General features: G+C 35.8%; 21 protein-coding genes, 1 pseudogene and 2 riboswitches. Of the genes and pseudogenes, 15 read left to right on the top strand and 7 right to left on the bottom strand.

Translation table 11 applies throughout. The annotated features are described in order from the left end of the window. The first annotated feature begins 33 nt into the window (after window positions 1-33). The 5 genes from BGI23_RS20595 to glcK all read left to right on the top strand — a co-directional run bounded on the left by BGI23_RS20595 (window position 34) and on the right by glcK (window position 4,597). Window positions 34-2,388, top strand: a complete 2,355-nt coding sequence (locus BGI23_RS20595; protein WP_044793786.1) for a sugar phosphate nucleotidyltransferase — start codon at window positions 34-36, stop codon at window positions 2,386-2,388. Window positions 2,389-2,457: 69 nt separating this feature from the next. Further along, window positions 2,458-2,607, top strand: coding sequence for a 50S ribosomal protein L33 (gene rpmG, locus BGI23_RS20590; RefSeq protein ID WP_001265616.1), 150 nt, complete (start codon window positions 2,458-2,460; stop codon window positions 2,605-2,607). A gap of 104 nt (window positions 2,608-2,711) precedes the next feature. Further along, complete coding sequence (locus BGI23_RS20585; RefSeq protein ID WP_046197825.1) at window positions 2,712-3,290, top strand: 5-formyltetrahydrofolate cyclo-ligase; 579 nt, start codon at window positions 2,712-2,714, stop codon at window positions 3,288-3,290. A 103-nt stretch (window positions 3,291-3,393) separates the two neighbouring features. Then, window positions 3,394-3,594 (top strand): YqgQ family protein, encoded by a 201-nt coding sequence (locus BGI23_RS20580; protein WP_000949156.1) that lies wholly within the window; start codon window positions 3,394-3,396, stop codon window positions 3,592-3,594. Between the two features lie 19 nt (window positions 3,595-3,613). Next, the gene (gene glcK, locus BGI23_RS20575) at window positions 3,614-4,597 is read left to right on the top strand and encodes a glucokinase (protein WP_000391706.1); all 984 of its coding nucleotides are present in this window, start codon (window positions 3,614-3,616) and stop codon (window positions 4,595-4,597) included. 80 nt (window positions 4,598-4,677) lie between these two features. Here glcK and BGI23_RS20570 read toward each other — a convergent pair whose 3' ends face one another. Further along, a complete protein-coding gene (locus tag BGI23_RS20570; protein ID WP_000524853.1) occupies window positions 4,678-4,851 on the bottom strand; it encodes a DUF2759 domain-containing protein in 174 nt (57 codons plus the stop codon). Window positions 4,852-5,021: 170 nt separating this feature from the next. On the opposite strand from BGI23_RS20570, the gene BGI23_RS20565 reads away from it, so the two are divergent. Together BGI23_RS20565 and BGI23_RS20560 are read left to right on the top strand one after the other, a co-directional pair. Further along, window positions 5,022-5,651, top strand: coding sequence for an MBL fold metallo-hydrolase (locus BGI23_RS20565; protein WP_000871248.1), 630 nt, complete (start codon window positions 5,022-5,024; stop codon window positions 5,649-5,651). 9 nt (window positions 5,652-5,660) lie between these two features. Further along, entirely contained in the window at window positions 5,661-6,773 is a 1,113-nt protein-coding gene (locus BGI23_RS20560) for a class I SAM-dependent methyltransferase (protein ID WP_000525121.1), read from the top strand. A gap of 143 nt (window positions 6,774-6,916) precedes the next feature. On the opposite strand, the gene BGI23_RS20555 is transcribed toward BGI23_RS20560, so the two are convergent. The 4 genes from BGI23_RS20555 to metI all read right to left on the bottom strand — a co-directional run bounded on the left by BGI23_RS20555 (window position 6,917) and on the right by metI (window position 10,588). Next, window positions 6,917-7,207 (bottom strand): ArsR/SmtB family transcription factor, encoded by a 291-nt coding sequence (locus BGI23_RS20555; RefSeq protein WP_000894375.1) that lies wholly within the window; start codon window positions 7,205-7,207, stop codon window positions 6,917-6,919. Between the two features lie 433 nt (window positions 7,208-7,640). Further along, a complete protein-coding gene (locus BGI23_RS20550) occupies window positions 7,641-8,153 on the bottom strand; it encodes a cysteine hydrolase family protein (protein WP_016718484.1) in 513 nt (170 codons plus the stop codon). A 162-nt stretch (window positions 8,154-8,315) separates the two neighbouring features. Continuing rightward, window positions 8,316-9,479: a cystathionine beta-lyase gene (gene metC, locus BGI23_RS20545; RefSeq protein WP_000122291.1), complete on the bottom strand. Its 1,164-nt coding sequence runs from the start codon at window positions 9,477-9,479 to the stop codon at window positions 8,316-8,318. Further along, window positions 9,476-10,588, bottom strand: coding sequence for a cystathionine gamma-synthase/O-acetylhomoserine thiolyase (gene metI, locus BGI23_RS20540; protein ID WP_000103875.1), 1,113 nt, complete (start codon window positions 10,586-10,588; stop codon window positions 9,476-9,478). The genes metC and metI overlap by 4 nt, the downstream gene beginning before the upstream one ends. A 93-nt stretch (window positions 10,589-10,681) precedes the next feature. After that, window positions 10,682-10,791, bottom strand: a riboswitch (SAM riboswitch). Window positions 10,792-10,994: 203 nt separating this feature from the next. Beyond that, a riboswitch (SAM riboswitch) is annotated at window positions 10,995-11,104 on the top strand. Window positions 11,105-11,174: 70 nt separating this feature from the next. Here metI and BGI23_RS20535 point away from each other — a divergent pair. The 6 genes and pseudogenes from BGI23_RS20535 to BGI23_RS20510 all read left to right on the top strand — a co-directional run bounded on the left by BGI23_RS20535 (window position 11,175) and on the right by BGI23_RS20510 (window position 18,840). Next, the gene (locus tag BGI23_RS20535; protein ID WP_000770334.1) at window positions 11,175-13,007 is read left to right on the top strand and encodes a bifunctional homocysteine S-methyltransferase/methylenetetrahydrofolate reductase; all 1,833 of its coding nucleotides are present in this window, start codon (window positions 11,175-11,177) and stop codon (window positions 13,005-13,007) included. Further along, complete coding sequence (gene metH, locus BGI23_RS20530; RefSeq protein WP_070806838.1) at window positions 13,007-16,405, top strand: methionine synthase; 3,399 nt, start codon at window positions 13,007-13,009, stop codon at window positions 16,403-16,405. Before BGI23_RS20535 ends, metH begins: the two co-directional genes overlap by 1 nt. An 18-nt stretch (window positions 16,406-16,423) precedes the next feature. After that, window positions 16,424-17,482, top strand: a complete 1,059-nt coding sequence (gene murG / locus BGI23_RS20525) for an undecaprenyldiphospho-muramoylpentapeptide beta-N-acetylglucosaminyltransferase (protein WP_070806837.1) — start codon at window positions 16,424-16,426, stop codon at window positions 17,480-17,482. A gap of 96 nt (window positions 17,483-17,578) precedes the next feature. After that, entirely contained in the window at window positions 17,579-17,839 is a 261-nt protein-coding gene (locus tag BGI23_RS20520) for a DUF3966 domain-containing protein (RefSeq protein ID WP_000817964.1), read from the top strand. 90 nt (window positions 17,840-17,929) lie between these two features. Beyond that, window positions 17,930-18,272, top strand: a pseudogene (locus BGI23_RS20515) (group-specific protein). 79 nt (window positions 18,273-18,351) lie between these two features. Further along, complete coding sequence (locus BGI23_RS20510) at window positions 18,352-18,840, top strand: hypothetical protein (RefSeq protein WP_070806836.1); 489 nt, start codon at window positions 18,352-18,354, stop codon at window positions 18,838-18,840. A gap of 36 nt (window positions 18,841-18,876) precedes the next feature. On the opposite strand, the gene BGI23_RS20505 is transcribed toward BGI23_RS20510, so the two are convergent. Beyond that, window positions 18,877-19,188 (bottom strand): hypothetical protein, encoded by a 312-nt coding sequence (locus BGI23_RS20505; RefSeq protein WP_001080447.1) that lies wholly within the window; start codon window positions 19,186-19,188, stop codon window positions 18,877-18,879. Window positions 19,189-19,442: 254 nt separating this feature from the next. Here BGI23_RS20505 and BGI23_RS20500 point away from each other — a divergent pair, with 254 nt between their 5' ends. Together BGI23_RS20500 and BGI23_RS20495 are read left to right on the top strand one after the other, a co-directional pair. After that, entirely contained in the window at window positions 19,443-19,658 is a 216-nt protein-coding gene (locus tag BGI23_RS20500; protein WP_001008330.1) for a DUF3912 family protein, read from the top strand. Between the two features lie 87 nt (window positions 19,659-19,745). Beyond that, entirely contained in the window at window positions 19,746-20,144 is a 399-nt protein-coding gene (locus tag BGI23_RS20495) for a hypothetical protein (protein ID WP_070806835.1), read from the top strand. A gap of 239 nt (window positions 20,145-20,383) precedes the next feature. On the opposite strand, the gene BGI23_RS20490 is transcribed toward BGI23_RS20495, so the two are convergent. Beyond that, the gene (locus tag BGI23_RS20490) at window positions 20,384-21,778 is read right to left on the bottom strand and encodes an L-cystine transporter (RefSeq protein ID WP_044793796.1); all 1,395 of its coding nucleotides are present in this window, start codon (window positions 21,776-21,778) and stop codon (window positions 20,384-20,386) included. Between the last annotated feature and the right edge of the window lie 63 nt (window positions 21,779-21,841).

Here is a 21,841-nt window from a genome sequence, read left to right as displayed (position 1 = left end):
TACTGAACATTATATAAGTGGAGGCTGAAGTATATGAAGGGGGTTATTTTAGCTGGAGGAAAAGGACGACGCCTTAGACCATTAACATGTAATACTCCAAAGCCGATGTTGCCATTATTAGAAAAGCCAGTTTTAGAATACAACATTGAATTATTGCGTCAGCATGGTATACGTGAGATTGCCATTACTGTTCAGTATATGAGTGCGGCTATTAAGCAATATTTTGGTGACGGTAGCAAATGGGGCGTTAACTTGTACTACTTTGAAGACTCTCCACCGCTTGGAACTGCAGGGAGTATTAAACAAGCGGAAAAATTTTTGGATGAACCGTTTGTTGTCATAAGTGGGGATGCGTTAACTGATTTTCAATTATCAGAAGGAATTACGTTTCATGAACAAAAGAAAAGAATGGTAACTATGTTTGTAAAGGAAGTAGAAAATCCACTCTCATTTGGTTTAGTTGTAATGAACAAAGAACAAGAGGTTACACGATACATAGAAAAACCGAGTTGGAATGAAGTAGTCTCTAATATTGTGAATACAGGTATATATATTATGGAGCCAGAAATTTTTTCTTACATACCGCCCCGAGAATTTTTTGATTTTAGTCAAGATGTGTTTCCGTTATTGGCAAATAAGAACGCATTATTTGCATATTTGTCAGAAGGTTACTGGTTAGATATCGGTACATTTGATCAATATCGACAAGCACAATTTGATTTGTTAACGAAAAAATTGCAAGTACCTATCCCATATACGGAAGTATTACCGATGGTATGGATGGGAGAAGGGGTAACGATTGGAAAAGGAACGAAAATTCACGGCCCTTCTTTTATTGGAGAGGGAGCAAAAATTGGTGCCGGGGCTGTAATTGAGCCGTACTCTATTATCGGGAAAAATAGTATTGTTTCGAGTTATTCTCATCTTCAAAAAAGTATTATTTTTGCAAATGCGCACATTGGGAAATATTGTGAGTTACTAGAAACGACAATAGGAGAACATACAATGGTGGAAGATGATGTTACATTGTTTCAAAAAAGCATTGTAGCGGACCATTGTCATATAGGGAAAAGTACGGTAATTAAGCAAAAGGGAAAACTATGGCCATATAAGGCGATTGATAGTCATTCGGTAGTAGGATCGGCTGGTGTTCAAGAAAGTGAGAAGAGTGCAGGATGGTTGCAAAAAAGCCGCATTGTAGGAAGAGGGAACGTTGAAATCACCCCTCAATTTATTGTAAAGGTTGCAATGGCGTACGGATCTCTTTTTACAAAAGGGGAAAGTATATTAATCGGGAGTCAAGAACATATAGAAACGACTTCTTATAAAAATCTTTTTCTTCATGCAATTCATGGTATTGGGATTCATACGATGGAATGCAAAGAAATGAACGAATCACTTTTTCAGTACAGCATTCAAGATTTGCAATGTGCGGGCGGGGTTTTCATTCAAGCGGAAAAAGAAAAAGAGATTGTTATAAAGTTGTATGGTAAGGATGGGGCACAGTTAACGTATAAGCAGCAAAAAGCGATAGAACAAGTGTATATGTCTGAGTCGTTTTATTACGTATGTGAGAAGGAAATGGGGCGGAATAAGCTAGTACACGTTTCTTTACATAATTATATAGAGGCTGTATTAGAGCGTATTGATATTGAGAAAATAAAAAAACAGAAGTTCCATCTTCTTATTAATAAGAGAAATGATATGTTACAACATCTGCTTATGCTCTTTTTGCAAAGGCTCGGATGCACAGTTACGTGGATTTATGCGGGCGAACAAAAGGATCATGTGAAAGCTTTGATGAAATCAAGTAAAGCAAATATGGCGCTTATGTTTTCAGAGCAAGGAAATTATTTCGAGTTATATGATAATCATAGTAATATTTACCAAGGGACGGATTTTGAAGAGATTGATATTCCAGATTTATTACTGGAATCGGCAGGAAATATTTACCCAATGTCTTTGAAATTAGGAGAATGTTATCTTCTATTTTATACGCAGGATGAAAAAAAATCGTTTCAAGCGAGATGGAAGCGAGATATTTTATATCGAATTGGAAAATTATTCGAGTTAATAGCATTGCAGGGAAAAACCTTTCTCAGCATAGTAGAGCAATCCCCGCCGCTTTATTTACTTTGTGATGAAGTTGTATGTTCGTGGAATGAAAAAGGGAAGGTGATGAGGAAATTATTGGCTGATATCGAAAGGAAGGAAGAAGGCATATTTGAAGGAGTACAGTTCAAATATACCGAAAAAGAGTGGTCTTATATCGTTTCTGACACAAAACAACCGAAATTTTTAGTGTATTCACATGCTAGAAACCCAGTAATAGCAAGGGAAAACATGAAAAATCTTATAGAAAAAATTAGACAATATCAAAAGGTGTAGAATTTTTATTTTAAAAGTGGTATTATAGTATAGTCTGATTTAAGTTATTAGTACTGGAGGGAAATAAGAATGCGTGTGAATATTACTCTAGCATGTACAGAATGCGGAGATCGTAACTATATCTCAAAGAAAAACAAACGTAACAACGCTGAGCGTATCGAGCTTAAAAAGTATTGCAAGCGTGACAAGAAGTCTACGTTACACCGTGAAACAAAGTAAGCAGTAGGAATATTTTCCTACTGTTTCTTTTTTTATTCGATTCCTCTCTTAAAAGTGATACACTATCATCGTAGAGCAAAGTATCACTGTGAGGGGGGAAATGTGTGAGAGAAGAGAAACTACGTTTACGTAAACAAATAATAGAGCACATGAATTCTTTATCAAAAGAACGGTATACAACTTTATCAGAGCAAATTGCATTTTCGTTGTATGCACAAAAAGAGTGGGCTGAAGCTAAAACAATTGGAATCACTCTTTCAATGGAAAATGAAGTGAATACATATCCTATTATCGAAAAAGCTTGGGAAGAAGGAAAGAAAGTTGTTGTTCCGAAGTGTAATAAAGAAACAAGAACAATGTCCTTTAGGCAAATTAGTAATTTTGATCAATTGGAAACAGTGTATATGAATTTACGTGAGCCAATTCCAGCGCTTACGGAAGAAGTGAATGCAGATGAAATTGACCTTCAAATTGTACCAGGTGTAGCTTATACAGAGCGAGGAGAACGGATTGGATATGGTGGTGGCTATTATGATCGTTATCTCATGCATTATAAAGGGAAAACGCTATCATTAGCTTATAGTTTTCAAATGGTAGACCATATTCCAATAGAGCCGTTTGATAAAAATGTAGAAAAAATTATTACAGAAAAAGGAACAATGGTTAAAAATGGGCTTGTATAGACAAATAAAAATTGACGAGACTTTTTCTTCTTGATTATAATAAAATATGTGAACGTTTTCTTATTATAATTTTTTATAGTAAGTGAGCATAGAGGGTGATGAAATGTTATCTATATATGATATTCAGCAATTGCTAAAGAAATTTGGTACGATTATTTATACGGGAGATCGAATTGCAGATTTACAATTAATGCAAGATGAATTGCGTGAATTAAATCAATCACAGCTAATCGATTCACAAGACTATCAAACAGCTTTATTTTTATTGAAGCAAGAAATTCAAAAAGAGCTAAATAAGAATTAGATAAAGGTAGGTAAGTAACATGGAAGAGAAATGGTTAGTTGGTGTTGACCTTGGTGGTACAACGATCAAATTAGCATTTATTAATGTATACGGTGAAATTTTACATAAGTGGGAAATCCCTACGAATACAAATGAGCAAGGAAAACATATTACACTTGATGTAGCGAAAGCTATTGATAAAAAGTTAGAAGAGTTAGGCGAATTAAAAAGTAAGTTAATCGGTATTGGTATGGGAGCTCCTGGCCCTGTACACGTGGCGTCTGGGATGATTTATGAAGCGGTTAACTTAGGATGGAAGAACTATCCGTTAAAAGATTTATTAGAAGTAGAAACAGGATTACCTGTTGTTATTGATAATGATGCGAACTTAGCAGCGCTTGGTGAAATGTGGAAAGGTGCTGGTGAAGGAGCAAAAGATTTAATTTGTATGACGCTTGGCACTGGTGTTGGCGGCGGTGTAATTGCCAATGGAGAGATTGTACACGGCGTAAGCGGTGCTGCTGGTGAAATCGGACACATTACAGTCGTTACAGAGAACGCTTTCCCATGTAATTGCGGGAAGTCTGGTTGCCTAGAAACTGTAGCATCTGCAACAGGTATTGTGCGTGTTGCTATGCAAAAAATACAAGAGACTGATAAAGAAAGTATTCTACGTTCTATGTTAGCAGAAGAAGGACGTATCACATCAAAAGACGTATTTGAAGCACATGGACAAGGTGATGAACTAGCAGGCGAAGTAGTAGAAAAGGTAGCTTCTTATTTAGGATTAGCTGTAGCGAACCTTTCTAGCACGTTGAACCCAGAGAAAATCGTTATTGGCGGAGGCGTTTCTAAAGCTGGAGATGCACTTTTAGAACCAATTCAACGCTATTTTGAGCAATATGCTTTCTCACGTGCTGTAAAGAGCACGAAGTTAGCTATTGCAACACTTGGTAATGATGCAGGTGTTATCGGAGGAGCTTGGCTTGTAAAAAAGCACAAATACGAAGCGAAGATGATATAAGTTGTGAAGTATGAAAAGAGGAAGGGGAAACCCTTCCTCTTTTTGTGCGAAATCTTGATGAAGACGAGCATGTAAATGAATTAAGCTGCTGGTGGGTACCCGTTATATAGAACAGTCATGATTGTAAACCATCCGAAAACGAGTACAGTTGCAATTGCAAAGCCGCCCGCGAGAAAATTCTTTTCGCGAAGTGTTCTAAGCGTAGCAAATACAGCTAACAGAGTGACAAGCGTAAAAATAATAACAAGGCCCATACAATATCCTCCTCTGTCTACCCATTCCTTAATATGAGTTTTTGGAATATTTACTCTTTTATATTGTACATGTTTTAAAAATGATTGTCGAGATAGCATCCTTTCTTTTCCTAAGAGAAAAAAATGTTGTATCATTGAAAGTAAGTTTAATAATTGGAGGAGATTTTCATATGAAATGGATACAAATGCCGTTAGGCCCATTACAAACAAATGCTTATATTTTAACGAATGAGCAAAATGAGTGTATTATCTTTGATCCTGGTCACGAAGGAGAGAAGCTCGTTACATATTTACAAGAAGAACAATTAAAGCCACTGGCTGTTTTATTAACACATGCTCACTTTGATCATATTGGTGCTGTTGATGCGGTAAGAGACGCTTTTCATATTCCTGTGTACGTACATAAAGAAGAAGCAGATTGGTTAGGCGATGCAACTGTAAATGGTTCTCAAATCTTTATGATGAATCGCAGCATTACAGCAAAACCAGCAGATCATATTATTGATGCAGAAGGTGCATTAGCAATTGGTTCATTTAACTTTGAAATTTTTGAGACACCAGGACATTCTCCAGGCAGTATTTCTTATTACTGTAAAGAGGCGAATGCTGTATTTTCTGGAGATGTATTATTCCAAATGAGTATTGGAAGAACAGATTTACCTGGTGGAAGTTTTGCAGAGTTGATTGGAAGTATTGAAGAGAAATTATTTGTATTACCTGATGAAACAGCGGTGTTATGTGGACATGGTCCAGAAACAAGCATTGGTTTTGAAAAAGAAAATAATCCATTTTTACAGTAAGGAGCTAGTATGGGGATGGAGCTCATTTTAAAAGAATGGATGGAAAAAGAAAAGGATTATTCAATTTCATACAGTACATATATGAACCTCGCATTATATGCAGAGGAACATGGATATTATATGAAAGAACGTGAAAAAATAGGAAGACAAGGGGATTTTTTTACAAGTAGCAACGTATCCTCTGTGTTTGCAAAAACTTTTGCTAAGTTTTTTATTCGTCTTGTTGAAAATGGTGAAGTTGCTCCACATATTTGTGAGATTGGTGGGGGGACAGGAAGGTTTGCCTATGATGTTTTACAAGAATGGAAGCAATTATCACCGGAAACCTTTATTGATTTAAACTATTCGATAATTGAAATGAGCCCTTTTCATAGAAAATTGCAGCAAAAGACTCTTTGTTCGTTTTCTAATGTGTCATATTATACGTCGCATAGTGAAATGGGAGAATCGTTCGAGGGGATTCTTTTTTCGAATGAGTTATTTGATGCATTTCCTGTTGAAGTAATTGAGAAGAGAAATGGAATATTGTATGAAGTACGTGTTACGTACACAGAGGAAGGGAAACTTGCAGAAGTATGTAGGCCGTTACATAAAAGAATTGGTCGATACTTATTGAAATATAATATTCATCTCGCTGAAGGCCAGCGTTTTGAAGTGCCAATTGCGATGGAAGAATATATAAAAGAAATTGCGAAATGGTTTCAACGAGGTGTATGTATTACAGTTGATTATGGATATACAAAAGAAGAATGGATGCATCCTGCACATCAAGAAGGTAGTTTACGAGGGTATTACGAGCATAAGTTAATTCGTAATCCTTTAGCGTATCCAGGTGAAATGGATCTTACTACTCATATTCATTGGGACGAACTGAAAGAAATGTTTAGCCTGCAAGGTATGAATATGGTATGGCATAAGAAACAATCTGAGTTTTTGTTAGCAGCAGGAATACTAGAGCTGCTTACGAATCATCAAGATCGGGATCCTTTTTCTGAAATTCAAAAACAAAATCGTGCAGTTCATTCTATGATTTTGAGTGGAGGATTAGGGAGTGCATGTGATGTTGTTATACATACGAAACATATGCAACAGTTACACTTGGATCGGTATTTGAAAATATAAAAAACAAGACACAGCATAGTTCTGTGTCTTGTTTTTTAATACGACTTATGTAGCATCATATATTTCCTCTCATGATATATATTTATATTAAAGATATGAGATGAAAAATATAGAATACGTCCTTTTTCTCTGTCTATGAGTCCCTAACCCAATAATACGCGAACGAGTTGAATAATTGTCTCGTTTTCTACTTTGTAATAAATTTCCAATCCTTTTCTTTCACTTGAAACGATTTTAGCACTTTTTAACTTTGCTAAATGCTGTGAAATTGTAGATTGTGGCATGTTTAAGCCAGTGTACATTGTAGAAACGTTGCTTGGACCGCGTTCAATTAATCCTTTTACAATACATAAGCGAACAGGATGAGCAAGTACTTTCAATAATTCTGCATTGCTTTCATATAGTTCTATTTCTTTTTGAAAGGTTTCTAACATGTTCTTTTCCACCTCCGTGTGAGCTGTTATACCATACTATACATACCAAAAAATTAAAGAAAAGAAAACAGTTGTTGCAGAAAAACATTCCTAAAGTAAAGAAATTGTAAGAAAAGAGACCCTGATGTAAATAAAGTAGATAATTTAGCACGGTTTTGTAAAATGACATTTTTGGGTGAAAATTTCGATGCGTTTTAAAAATTGAAAGATATAGATATATTTGTAACACAATTTTATCATGATTTTCTTATTCTTTCAAATGAATATACGAAATTTTTAAAATAATATGACAAAGGAATTATAATGTTATATATAGAATATAAAACAGGTTAAAAGAAAAGAAGCCGAATGTAGTCAGCTTCTTTATGGTGAAAATGAAATGTTTGAATATAGCTGATACATCTTAGAATTACCAAGACGTTAGTTATGTATTCTAGATTTCATCTTTCATCAATTTTAAAAATCTGTGGTTCCATATATTTTCATAAAAATCAATTGTCTCTTTTGCGGACATAAATGGATTATTTAACGTAGAGGTTGCTTTCTGGAACATGAAGTTTTCGTACCCTAGTCCATGGGCAAATTTAATCGTGGTATCCATACAGTACTCTGTTTGGGCACCACAAAATTCAATACGATGTACAGATAATTGATCTAAAATTTCTTTCAAGTTTGTGTTATAAAAAGAATTGGCATGTGTTTTTCTTACAAAAAAATCTTGTTTTTGAACATCTAAATCTGAATGAATAGCCCAAAGTTCTTTTTCAGGTACTAAATCATCATCACAATGTTGAACGAAAAGAATTGGTTTATTTGATTTTCTGTATGAAGAAATTCTTTTATTTACTTTTGTAAGTAAATTTTGTAAATTAAATAAATGCTCCTCACTATAACATACTCCATTTTGTAAATCGATAACGATTAAAACATCTGCACATGTATCCATTATTTTTGCCCCTTTTTTACTTCTTAATATATCAATTAATTCATTACTTGGAAATAGATAGTGATCTGTCATTTTTTTATGAATTATACGAAGGGTTGACAAATATACTTATCAGCGTAAAAAAGAAGATATGATAACTTAATTTCATATCTTCTCTGCTCTCTATGCATTTACAGGTTCTTCTACATAAGAAAGGGCATTTTCAAAATCGGATATTAAATCGTCAACATTTTCAAGACCGACGGATAGGCGAAGTAATGAATTTGAAATCCCTCTTTCATCACGAGCTTCTTGAGATAGTGCTGCATGTGACATTTTAGCTGGGTAGGAAAGGATCGATTCGACAGCCCCTAAACTAACCGCAAAGACAGGTAATTTTACTTTTGATAAAAATTGGCGAAGTGCGTCTTCTGATTGTAAAGTGAAAGATAGGACAGCTCCTGCTGATGTAGCTTGAGATTGTTGAATGTTAAATCCAAGATGTGTTTGTAATCCTGGATAATAGACATTTTGAACTTTAGCGTGCTCTTGTAAATAGTGTGCAATTTTATTGGCATTAGCAGCTGAATGCTCAAGACGTACATGCAATGTTTTTAGACCACGAAGTACGAGAGAACAATCTTGCGGGCCTAGAATAGCACCGAATGAATTTTGTAAAAAGCCAAGTTTTTGAGCGAGATCGGTATCTTTTACAACTGCTAATCCGGCAGTAACATCACTATGACCGGCAATGAATTTTGTGGCACTATGAAGAACAACATCAGCGCCAAGGTCAAGTGGTTTCTGGAATAGTGGTGTCAAAAATGTATTATCAACAAAAGTAAGGGCGCCAATAGATTTTGCAAGTTTAGAAACAGCACGAATATCTGTCACTTTTAAAAGTGGATTGGAAGGTGTTTCTACATAAAAGAGTTTTGTATTTGGCTTAATGTTTTGCTTTATTTCTTCTAAATTGGTCATATCAACAAATGTATGTGAAACACCGTAACGGGAGAGAACTTCAGTTATCATTCGATAAGTTCCTCCGTATACGTCTTCTGAAATGAGTACGTGATCACCTTGTGAAAGGAGGAGGAATGCAGTAGAAATCGCTGCAATTCCTGATGCGAAGGCAAATCCTTTTGTTCCGCCTTCTAATAAAGCAATGATGTCTTCAAGAGCTTCACGAGTTGGATTGCCTGACCTGCTATAGTCATATTTCCCGAACGTATCTACATCAAATTGGTGAAATGTTGATGTGTTATAGATGGGAACGTTAACAGCTCCTGTTTGCGAGTCATGTTTATATTGGTTGTGCAGTAAGAGTGTATCTATAGAATAACTCATATTCTTACACCTTCTTTTACAAGTTTAATGGCTTGCTTTAAGTCTTGAATTAAATCGTTACTATTTTCAATACCAACGGAAAATCGAAGAAGACGATTACATACACCGTTTGCTGTTCTAATTTCTTCAGGAATATCAGCGTGTGTTTGTGTTGCTGGATATGTCATTAAACTTTCAACACCACCGAGACTTTCGGCAAATGTAATTAAGGATAAAGATTGTAAGAATGGATTAATCCATGTTTCATCTTTCAGACGAAACGAGATCATGCCGCCTCTTCCAGGATAAAATACATCTGTCACCCCATCCTCATCATTTAAATAAGCAACAACTGCTTTTGCATTTTCTTCATGTTGTCTCATGCGAAGCGCTAACGTTTTCATACCACGAATTAATAGCCATGAGTCAAATGGACTTAAGACTGCACCAGAGGCATTATGATAATGAGCGATTTCCTCACAAAGTTCCTTTCCTTTTGCAACGACAAGTCCGCTTAGTACATCGTTATGACCACCTAAATATTTCGTTGCACTATGAAGTACGATATCGGCACCTTCTGTTAATGGCTGCTGTATATAAGGTGTGTAGAATGTGTTGTCTACAATAAGAAGTAGTCCGTGTCTTTTCGCTACAGTTGCAACAGCGGCAATATCGGTAACTTGCATTAATGGATTAGTTGGAGTTTCTATGAAAATAGCCTTCGTTTTCGTTGTGATGGCTTGCTCAATTTGTTTAATAGATTGTGTATTTACGTATCTACATCGAACGTTCCACTTTTTTTCGTGCTCAGAAAATAATCGATAAGTGCCACCGTATAAATCTTCGGAAACAATAAGTTCGTCTCCAGAGCGGAATAGGGAAAGGACAAGAAGAACGGCTGCCATCCCTGAACTACAGGCATAACCTTGTTCACCGCATTCTAAGTCTGCGATTGCCTGTTCTAATAGGCCGCGCGTTGGATTTCCAGTTCGTGAATAATCAAATCCAGTAGATTTACCAATTCCTTCGTGACGATAAGCAGTTGAAAAATAAACAGGTGGATTAACAGTTCCTGTTGTAGTTTCACTCCGGTTTCCGATTTGCGCTAATTTTGTTTCGATAGTTGACATGTGAAAATTCCTCCTTTTTAAATTGAACCATTAGTTGAATATAAAATAAAAAAGCCTTCTAAGAAGAAGGCTTTCGGTTTGAATAGAGTCTTCTTCTCATCTGTCAAATCTTTCACAATTTGCTGGAATTAGCACCTTATTAACAAATGTTAATGGTTGCTGAGGCGTCATAGGGCCAGTCCCTCTACCTCTCTAGATAAGAATGTTCGTATGAAATTTTATTATGTTTTTAACTTTACAACAAAAGATAATTGAATTGCAACTTTATTTTAAATAATTTTTATTTTTCCGCAAGTGTCATTGACTTTTATATTTGTGCGTGCTAAATTTATAAAAAAATTAACAAACATTGTTAAAAGGGGAACGCATTTCCTTTTAGCTACATAAATAAAATAATAAAGACAAACTCTTATTGAGAGCGGTGGAGGGAAAGGCCCTGTGAAACCCGGCAACCTTCAAACGAAATGTTTGAAACGGTGCTAATACCTGCAAAACGAATGTTTTGCATAATAAGAGGAGGATCGATTATGTCCCCCTCTTCAAAGTGAAGAGGGGGTTTTTATATTGATAGAAATGAGGGAGATTTGTGAAATTACTAGATTTATTATCAAAAGGAATTGTAATAGGTGATGGTGCGGTTGGGACGTTATTACATTCACATGGTTTGCAAAGTAGTTTTGAAGAATTGAATATATCTGATCCAGATTTAATTATATCGATTCATAAGCAATATGTAGCGGCTGGGGCAGATGTGATTCAAACAAATACGTACGGAGCAAATGAAGCGAAATTACGTATGTATGGATTAGAAAATCAAGTTACTGAAATTAATAGAGCGGCAGTAAAACTGGCGAAAGCATCTGTTACAGACAGAAATGCAATTTTAGGCACAATTGGTGGTATGAAACATATCGGGGCGGTTACGACAACTGATATGGAGCGAGAATTTATGTTACTGGAACAGGCAAGTGCATTATTAGAAGAACAGGTTGATGGATTGCTATTAGAGACTTTTTATGATGAGTTTGAATTACTTCATGCTGTCCAGGTGTTACGAAAAGAAACAAATATTCCAATTGTAGCGCAATTGGCGTTACATGAGGCGGGTACGACTCAAAATGGAAATGATGTAAATGAAATATTAAAACAGCTTTTAGATTACGGTGCAAATGTTGTTGGATTGAACTGCCAACTAGGGCCACTTCATATGACGGAAGCTTTTAAAATGATATCGATTCCGAAAAATGGTTACTTGTCAGCATATCCAAATGCAGGTCTCCCAAATTATGTAGAGGGACGATACGTATATGAGGGAAGTCCAGCTTATTTTGAAGCGATGACACCGAAATTTATTGAGCAAGGTATTCGGTTATTGGGCGGTTGTTGTGGCACGACTCCAGAACATATTGAAAGTATGAAACGTGCTACTCTAAATGTTACGCCTGTAATAGAAAAGGATACGGTTCAAAGACCGAAAGTAGTTCATACACATGAGAAACGTTCAAAAGCTCATGTCACTTTAGCAGAGAAAGCAAAAAAACAAACGACCGTAGTAGTGGAATTAGATCCACCAAAAACGTTAGATACGCAGCGGTTTTTTGAAGGCGCAAGAGCATTGAAAAGAGCTGGAGCAGATGCTATTACTCTAGCAGATAATTCATTAGCATCGCCCCGTATCTCGAATATGGCAATGGGAGCATTATTAACGAAGCATGATATTCCGGTATTGACGCACTTAACATGTAGAGACCATAACGTCATCGGACTACAATCTCATTTACTAGGATTATCAGCGTTAGGCATGGAAGAAGTGTTAGCTTTAACTGGAGATCCAGCGCGCGTTGGTGATTTTCCAGGTGCCACTTCTGTATATGATTTGTCCTCTATCGAGCTCATTAAAATGATTAAAGAAATGAACGATGGGCGTTCCGTTTTAGGGAAATCCATTGGACCGGCAACAAGGTTTTCTGTGGGCGGTGCATTTAACCCGCATGTAAGACATTTAAAAGCAGCGGTTAAGCGAATGGAACGGAAAATAGATGCTGGAGCAGAATATTTCTTAACGCAGCCAATCTATGATATCGCGTTAATTGAAGAAGTGTATGAAGCGACAAAGCATTTAGAACAACCTATTTTTATTGGAATTATGCCATTAATAAGTAAACGGAATGCAGATTTTCTTCATTTTGAGGTGCCCGGTATTACTTTACCTGAAGCAGTAAGAGAGAGAATGGATGGACATGAAACGAAAGAGGCAGCAATTGAGGAAGGGATTCGTATTTCTCAAGAATTAATCGATGCGGCGATGAAATACTTTAACGGCATTTATCTTATTACACCATTTCTAAAATATGAAATTACAGAACATCTTGTTAAATATGTGAGAGAAAAGCAAGAAGTGAAAGAAGGTATTAATTGATGAAATGTATAGAAGAAAAATTACAAAATAACATCTTACTATTAGATGGTGCAATGGGAACAATGATCCAGCAAGAGGACTTAATTGCGGAAGATTTCGGAGGAGAGGAGTACGAAGGGTGTAATGAGTATTTAGTAGAAACAAGACCAGATGTTATTTTAAAGATTCATAAAGCCTATATTGAAGCTGGAGCGGATATTATTGAAACAAATACATTTGGGGCAACCAATATTGTACTAAGTGATTATGAGTTATCTCATTTAGACGAGGAGCTAAATGAGAAGGCAGCGCGTTTAGCGAAGCAAGCAGTCGAAGAAAGCGGGAAGGAAGTATATGTTGCGGGAGCAATGGGACCGACAACGAAAGCGATTAGTGTTACTGGTGGTGTAACGTTTGAAGAATTAATTGAAGCTTATACACGGCAGGCAAGAGGATTGTTGAAAGGAGAAGTGGATGTATTACTCGTTGAGACGAGTCAAGATATGCGTAACGTGAAGGCTGCTTATATTGGAATTCAAGCGGCTTTTGATGAACTAAATACAGTTGTACCTATCATGATTTCGGGAACGATTGAACCGATGGGAACGACTCTAGCTGGGCAAACAATTGAGGCTTTTTACTTATCGGTAGAACATATGAAGCCATTATCTGTTGGATTAAACTGTGCGACTGGTCCGGAGTTTATGAGAGACCATATTCGTTCTCTATCTGATTTATCGGAGTGTTACATTTCTTGTTATCCAAATGCAGGTCTTCCTGATGAAGATGGACATTATCATGAATCTCCATCCTCGCTTGCCGAGAAAGTGAAGCGATTTGCAGAAGAAGGATGGGTTAATATTATCGGTGGTTGTTGTGGTACAACACCAGAACATATAAAAGCAATGAAATCCGCATTAACGTCTCTTAAACCTCGTGAACAGCAAGAGAGAGCGGGACATGGGGTTAGTGGATTAGAGGCACTGCAATATGATGACTCTATGAGACCGTTATTTGTTGGTGAAAGAACAAATGTTATTGGATCACGTAAATTTAAAAGATTAGTAGCAGAAGGGAAATTTGAAGAGGCTGCTGAAATCGCTAGAGCGCAAGTGAAGAAAAATGCTCATATTATTGATATTTGTATGGCAGACCCGGACCGCGATGAAATAGAAGATATGGAAAACTTCTTGGCAGAAGTTACGAAAGTGTTAAAAGTACCGATTATGATTGACTCAACAGATGAACATGTGATGGAGCGAGCTCTTACTTATATTCAAGGGAAAGCTGTTATTAATTCAATTAATTTAGAAGATGGAGAAGAGCGATTTAAAAAAGTGACACCGCTTCTTCGTAAATATGGTGCTGCAATTGTAGTTGGAACAATCGATGAAGATGGAATGGCAGTAAGTGCGGAAAGAAAATTAGAAATTGCGAAAAGAAGTTATGAGTTATTGACGACGAAATATGGTATACGCCCATCAGATATTATTTTTGATGCACTTGTATTTCCTGTAGGGACAGGTGATGAAGAGTATATTGGCTCGGCGGCTGCGACGATAGAAGGGATTCGCCTTATTAAAGAAGCATTACCAGAGTGTTTAACGATTTTAGGTGTAAGTAACATATCATTTGGTTTACCACCAGCTGGTCGCGAAGTGTTAAATTCCGTCTTTTTATATCATGCAACGAAAGCAGGGTTAGATTACGCGATTGTAAATACGGAAAAATTAGAGCGCTATGCGTCAATTCCTGATGAAGAAAAACGCCTTGCAGATGCATTGCTTTTTGAAACGACGCAAGAGACGTTAGAAAAATTTACAAACTTCTATCGCGTGGCAAAAAAGAAAGATGTTGTTGTCCAAGAAACATTAACACTTGATGAAAGGCTCGCAAATTACATTGTAGAAGGTACGAAACAAGGTTTACACGAAGATTTAAGTCTCGCACTTACAGAAGGAAGAAAACCCTTGGATATTATTAATGGCCCACTTATGACAGGAATGGATGAGGTAGGACGATTATTTAATAATAATGAGCTTATCGTTGCTGAAGTATTGCAAAGTGCTGAAAGTATGAAAGCTGCTGTAAGTTATTTAGAGCCACATATGGAATCTAGCGATAGTGCGAAAAAAGGGAAAGTATTATTAGCAACTGTAAAAGGTGATGTGCATGATATTGGGAAAAATCTCGTTGAAATTATTTTAGCAAATAACGGATATGAGATTATTAATTTAGGAATTAATGTTCGCTCGGATCGAATTGTGCAAGAAGTACAAGAAAAGAAGCCTGATATTATAGGTCTTTCTGGTTTATTAGTAAAATCGGCGCAACAAATGGTAACGACTGCTGAAGATTTAAAAGCGGCGGATATTGATATTCCAATTGTTGTAGGCGGGGCAGCGTTAACGAGAAAGTTTACAGATAATCGCATTTCGCCATCTTATAAAGGGCTCGTATGTTATGCGAGTGATGCGATGACGGGGCTGGATATTATTAATAAGCTTCAAAAAGAAGAAGAGCGTGAGAAGATGAAGCAGGATAAAAAAGAACGTCATCTTCATATCGTAACAAAAGAAGAGAAGAAAGTAGAAATTCCAGCAGTAATTGAGCCATTGCCGAAGGCTGAGGTTATCGTGCCGGATTCAACAAAACGAATTGTATTAAGAGATGTTCCTGTTTCACATCTCGCGCCATTTCTAAATAGACAAATGCTGCTTGGACATCACCTTGGCCTAAAGGGAAGTGTGAAGAAACTTTTGCGAGAGGGAGATAAAAGAGCGCATGAATTAAATGATTTAATAGATGAATTATTGCAGGAAGGACAATCTTGGTTAAAACCAAAAGCGGTGTATCAATTTTTCCCAGCGCAAAGCGACGGACAGAATATTGTAATATATGATCCAGAAGATCATACGCGTGTTATAGAGCGTTTCACATTCCCAAGACAAGGAAAAGCACCATATCGTACTTTAGGTGACTATTTACGCCCAGTTGGAGATGAAATGGACTATGTTGCTTTCCTATCTGTTACGGTTGGAGAAGGTGTTCGTGACATTGCTGAAGAGTGGAAAGCGAAAGGTGATTATTTACGCAGTCATGCTATTCAATCATTAGCGCTCGAACTAGCAGAAGGACTTGCTGAAAAAACACATATGCTCATTCGCGATCGCTGGGGGATTCCAGATTCGCCAGAATTGACGATGGAAGAACGCTTCCGTACGAAATATAGAGGGATACGAGTGTCCTTCGGTTATCCAGCATGTCCAGAACTCGCAGATCAAGAAAAGTTATTTCGCTTAATTCATCCAGAGGAAATAGGTATTTCATTAACGGAAGGATTTATGATGGAGCCAGAAGCGTCTGTAACGGCTATGGTATTTTCTCACCCCGAGGCAAGATATTTTAGTGTATTATAGTCTAGAAGGGGGAGACGTATGAAAAAAATAGTCTTTACAGGTGGCGGTTCGGCAGGGCATGTAACACCTAATTTAGCCATCATTCCACATTTACAAGAACAGAATTGGGATATTTCTTATATTGGTTCTCATCAAGGAATTGAGAAAACGATTATAGAAAAGGAAGGTATTCCGTACTATAGTATTGCGAGCGGAAAGCTACGCCGTTATTTTGATTTGAAAAATATAAAAGATCCTTTTCTTGTAATGAAAGGTGTTATGGATGCGTATGTAAGGATTCAAAAACTAAAACCGGATGTGATTTTTTCAAAAGGTGGTTTCGTATCTGTACCAGTCGTAATAGGCGGATGGTTAAACAGGGTACCAGTTTTATTACATGAATCTGATATGACGCCAGGACTAGCAAACAAAATTGCGCTCCGTTTCGCTTCGAAAATATTTGTTACATTTGAAGAAGCTGCGAAACATTTACCGAAAGAAAAAGTAATTTATACAGGATCTCCTGTACGTGAAGAAGTACTAAAGGGAAATCGTGAAAAAGGTTTAGCATTTTTAGGTTTTTCACGTAAAAAGCCAGTTATTACAATCATGGGAGGAAGTTTGGGCGCAAAAAAAATTAATGAAACGGTTCGAGAAGCGTTACCAGAACTTCTGAAAAAATATCAAATTGTTCACCTTTGCGGAAAAGGTAATCTTGATGATAGTTTACAAAATAAAGAAGGATATAAACAATTTGAGTATGTACACGGAGAACTGCCAGATATATTAGCCATAACAGATTTTGTTATTTCACGTGCGGGCTCTAATGCCATTTTTGAGTTTTTAACATTGCAAAAGCCGATGGTTTTAATTCCACTATCGAAATTTGCAAGTCGTGGAGATCAAATACTAAATGCAGAGTCTTTTGAGAGACAAGGATATGCTTCCGTATTGTATGAAGAAGATGTGACTGTGAAATCTCTTATAAAGCATGTCGAAGAATTAAATCAAAATAATGAAGTGTATAAAACAGCTCTAAAAAAATATAATGGAAAAGAAGCAATTCAAACAATCATTCAACATATTTCAGAGGCATGATGAAACAATCATGCCTCTTTTAGTAGGATGAAAGATTCCAAGAAACGGTGTTTTTATGTTACAATAGCAAATGGATTAGTAGGGAAATTCCAATTAATGAAGCGTGAAAATACGAATGGATTAGGAGTGACTGTGTTGGAGCTAAGTCTCTATGAAAATACTGCACTTATTATATGCTTTGTGTTGTACGTTGGTAGTGTTATTGTTTATATTTCAAGGAAGTTTTCGCAAGAAAGAGAGCTTGAAAAATCAGAAATAACAGCTGAACTAGAAATGTTAGCTGATGAAAGTTATAAAAAACAAAAAATAAAAGAAGACCATGAGGCATCCCATCATTTAAACGCAAATAAGTTTTAAAGATGGGGATTTTTTTTGAAGTCGTTTTTTATTATATAGCAAGTAACGCTAAAAAGGAGTTTCCCGTATATAAAGAAGGGGTGTATATAAATGAATTTTTATATCGCTTCAGGATTCCAAAATAAACATCTTGTACGTTCTATAGCAAATGAACTGAAATATGCAGGATGGCACCATACATATGATTGGACAAGAAACGAAAGAGCTGTGAATCAAGAGCAATTAGGAGAAATTGGTCAGGCAGAAAAGAATGCTATTAAAGAAGCGGATATATTTTTACTTATATTAGATGGCGATCGCGTTAGAGAAAAATATATATGTATATCATGAAGGAAATCCGCTCCAAACAACGTTCTATCATTTGCCAGAAATAAATATTTTTGAAGGAGATGCAGCAGAATTTGCATCTTATGTTATGAATCATGTGAAATAATAGTAACTATCTAAAAGGTTATAAAAGTGATCTTTTGGGTACAGTGATGATAAGAAACATATATAAAGGAGTACATAATATGAAATTAGAAAATGGATGGGAAACGAGCTTTTTAGAAGTCGTACAAAATAGTGAATTTAAGAAAGAGGCACTTCTTAGCCAATTACTTTTTGCAGATAGTGAAGAAGTAGAAGAGCTTGTAGATGATTATGGTTATGAAGAAATCATTGACCGCGAACATGATGATGAATTAGCTCATATTTTAGGAGAAGAACTTTTTAGTGAGATGGAACGACACGTATTCTTATCTTCACAGCCAGAAGAAAAACTTATTTCATTTGTAAATGGATTAGGTTTTCATGTGTTAGATTGGATCGTTCTTCTTGAAACAGAATTTAGCATTGATAGTGCAAACTTTACGTCAGACGCCGTGAAAACGTTAGAAAAGCGTTTTAGACAATTTCCATACATAGAGGACAAGACAATTTTTGATATGACATTTGGAGAAGCAATGGATCTGTTAGAGTCTATTACAGGATTACAACTGAAAGAAAAGATGAATGTATAATGTAAAAAAAGAACGTGAGACTATCACGTTCTTTTTTTACATTATAATAATTTTATCATCTAGTTTCGTTTGTCCGCTAAGAAGTGCGTTTAAATATTCCACTTTTCTTATACAGGCTTGTATATGTCTTTCAACCTCTTGTAACTCTGCTTGGTGATGCGTTTCAATAGGATGAATTTGTACGTTGAATTTTTCAAATTGACTACTATATGTTATTTCTGCATAGCCGCTCATAATATCTGTTTCGTTATGAAATAAAAATTGCTTCGTTTTGTCACAGAATGATACATTCTGAAAGCCATATACTTTTAATGCTTCAATTACTTTTTTTATCATTTTTCTATTCATTTTTTTTAACCCTCTTTACGAAGTTCTACTTATACATTATAACATAAAAAATTACATAGAAAGCGCTTCCAAGTGTATTTTATTATAAACTTTACGTTTCAATCACAAAAATGAAACAAAGAAAAAATAATTGTAAAGAAGGGAGGACTCTTTTATTGTTTCGTCATATATATAGAGAAATAGTGCAATGAAAGGAAATTTTCCGAGTTGGAGATCGTATTTCCAATTTGAGCGCAGTAAAAGAGGTGAAAATCTTGAACTTTGATATTGTAGGACAAAAAGCATATATAAAAGATGGACCGCATCGGAACCGAATTGGAATTGTAAAGAAAAACGAGACAAAATTAGAATCGCAGTTTGCTATTGTAATTGGAGAACAAATCATTGATGTAGAGCTAAAGGATATCGTATTAGTTGGAGTAGACGTAGGACAATTTCATAAATGGTGCGAACAAAATGGTTATTTGTGAAAAGGACGGGCTGTGAGATAATGAAATATATTTGAAAGAAGAGAATATGTTATTATATTCTCTTTTTCTATGTGTAAGGAGACGGAGATGAAGTATACAGAACGAGATTTTACACTGGAATTAAAAGAGAAAATTCAATACATGGAGAAGGAAATAGAGGGAATATCATTTAAACTTCTTAAAGATTATTCACATTTGTACATAGAAAAAAACATGGAATTATTTATAGAACTCATCAGAGATAAAGACGATCCTTTTGAAACAGGATATTATTCATCGATTTCGATAGCTATATTAGATGAAGAAAAAGAGATGATTGAATTTCACCATATTCCAATTTGGAAATGCGAAAGAATCTTTTTAGGAATGTCAATTCAATCAAACATTTTTGGGAGTAAGAAAGTAGGGGAACTTGTTGATGAATCTTGTGATGAGATTGAGGAGGAGTTAAAAGAGCAATTAGAAGAGTTTTTAGTAGAAAAATAAAGCTCAGTTTTTATAAAACCTTACAAAAATGTAATTTTTACAAAAGTCAGAAAAGGTATATAATTTATTTGTAATTATCTATTCTAATATACAGGTGGTGTTTTACCATGGTTGAAGTAATTGGTAGAGCTTTATACATAGTGTTTGAAACAATATGTTATGCCTTATGTATAAAAGATAAAGAGGAAGATGAAAAGAACTAAAAAAGGACGCTAACAAAACTGTTAGCGTCCTTTTCATTATGAAGCAATTTCACCAGTTTTTATCTCATCTTGATTGTACGTATCTTGATCTAATTCACCAAGCCATTTACTCGAAATAAGACCTGCTGTCATAGAACCACTTACGTTAAGAGCTGTACGACCCATATCGATTAATGGTTCAACTGAGATAACAAGAGCGACAATACCGATTGGTAAGTTCATTGTAGATAGTACGATTAACGCTGCGAATGTTGCACCGCCACCAACACCGGCAACACCGAATGAGCTAATCGCAACGACAGCGATTAAAGTTAAAATAAATTGTGGTTGTAATGGATCGATTCCTACAGTTGGAGCGACCATCATTGCAAGCATTGCTGGATAAATACCTGCGCAACCGTTTTGTCCGATAGATACTCCAAATGATGCTGCGAAGTTTGCAATCCCTTCAGAAATACCAAGTTTTTCTTTTTGAGCTTCAATATTTAATGGCATTGCACCAGCACTAGAGCGAGATGTGAATGCAAATGTTAATACAGGGAACACCTTTTTCAAATATTGAATTGGATTTAAACCAGATAGAGCAATTAATAATAAGTGGATAACGAACATTACGATAAGTGCCACGTAAGACGCTAACACGAAGTTACCAAGTTTTAAAATAGCATTTATGTCGCTACCAGCAACTGTTTTTGCCATAAGAGCTAATACGCCGTATGGAGTAAGACGTAAAATTAATGTTACCATACGCATTACAATTGCATATACAGCATCAAGCATTTTCTTAAATAGCTCTGCTTGTTCTGGATATTTTCGTTTTACACCTATAAAAGCGATACCGATAAAGGCTGCAAATATTACAACAGAAATTGTTGAAGTTGGACGAGCACCTGTTAAATCAAGAAATGGATTTGTAGGTAACAGCTCTAATAATTTATCTGGAATTGTTGTCTTCTCAATAGAAGTAAATCTTTCTTCAACTAGCTTCAGACGAGCAGATTCTGCATCACCTTGTTGCAGACCAGTTGCAGATACATCAAATCCTGCACTTGCAGCGATACCGACAGCTGCAGCAATTCCTGTAGTCAGAATTAAAATTCCGATAATAAGACCACTAATTTTACCAAGGTTTTTCGTTAACTGTAATTTTGTAAATGCTGAAATAATAGATACTAAAATAAGTGGCATAACGATCATTTGAAGTAACTTCACATAACCGTTACCGATTAAGCCAAACCAAGTATTTGATTCAATAATGACTTTAGAAGTTGGCTCATAAATAAATTGTAATATAAGACCGAAGATAATTCCGACTCCTAAAGCAGTAAATACGCGTTTATTAAAAGATACATGCTTACGTTGCATATAATATAATACGCCAACTAAAATGAGCATGACTGCAACGTTAATTCCGACAAGCAGTGTATTCATGATGATTCCCCCTAATTCCAATCTGTTATATAGAATATAAATCAATAAAACCTATAAGTCAAC

Origin of the sequence: Bacillus sp. ABP14, assembly GCF_001831375.1 — a bacterium.
Classification (GTDB): Bacteria; Bacillota; Bacilli; order Bacillales; family Bacillaceae_G; genus Bacillus_A; species Bacillus_A paranthracis.
The sequence above is the reverse complement of the archived record's forward strand: the minus strand, read 5'-3'. Positions and strand labels throughout refer to the sequence as shown.